Below are 601 nucleotides of genomic sequence, written 5' to 3' on the forward strand. Positions count from 1 at the left end.
ATTGGGGCAATCAACTCCAAGGCGCAGCTGGAGCGCATCCATGAACTCAGCAACATTGGCGAAGCCGAGGGTGCCGAGCGGTGGACCGCCAAATGCGACATGCCTCAAACCGGGTTCTGGTTCGCGCCCACGATCTTCACGAATGTGTCGACCTCGAGTCGTATCGCTCGCGAAGAAGTGTTCGGCCCCGTGCTGAGTGTGTTGACCTTCCGAACCCCGGCAGAAGCCGTCGCCAAAGCCAACAACACCCCCTACGGGCTGTCTGCGGGCATCTGGAGCGATAAGGGCTCCCGAATCCTCGCCGTGGCTGACAAGCTGCGTGCCGGAGTCATCTGGGCCAATACGTTCAACCGTTTCGACCCTGCGTCGCCCTTCGGAGGCTACAAGGAGAGCGGCTACGGTCGCGAGGGAGGCCGTCACGGACTGGCTTCGTACTTGGAATCCTCTGGCTGGGCCACGCCCGCCGTCACGAAAGGTGGCAAGAAGTGACCCGTCTCACGGTTCCCAAGACCTACAAGCTTTACATCGGTGGCAAGTTCCCGCGCAGCGAGAGCGGCCGCACCTATGAGGTAGCCACCAAGAAGGGCGCCTTCCTCGCGAA

The 601-nt window shown here is 61.7% G+C and carries 1 protein-coding gene; it reads left to right on the forward strand.

Annotation, left to right across the window (positions count from 1 at the left end):
• A partial coding sequence (locus ADICYQ_RS31120) for an aldehyde dehydrogenase family protein (RefSeq protein ID WP_152520459.1) occupies window positions 1-489 on the forward strand: 489 nt, incomplete at its 5' end.
• Window positions 490-601 lie beyond the last annotated feature (112 nt).

Source organism: Cyclobacterium qasimii M12-11B, assembly GCF_000427295.1.
Taxonomy (GTDB): domain Bacteria; phylum Bacteroidota; class Bacteroidia; order Cytophagales; family Cyclobacteriaceae; genus Cyclobacterium; species Cyclobacterium qasimii.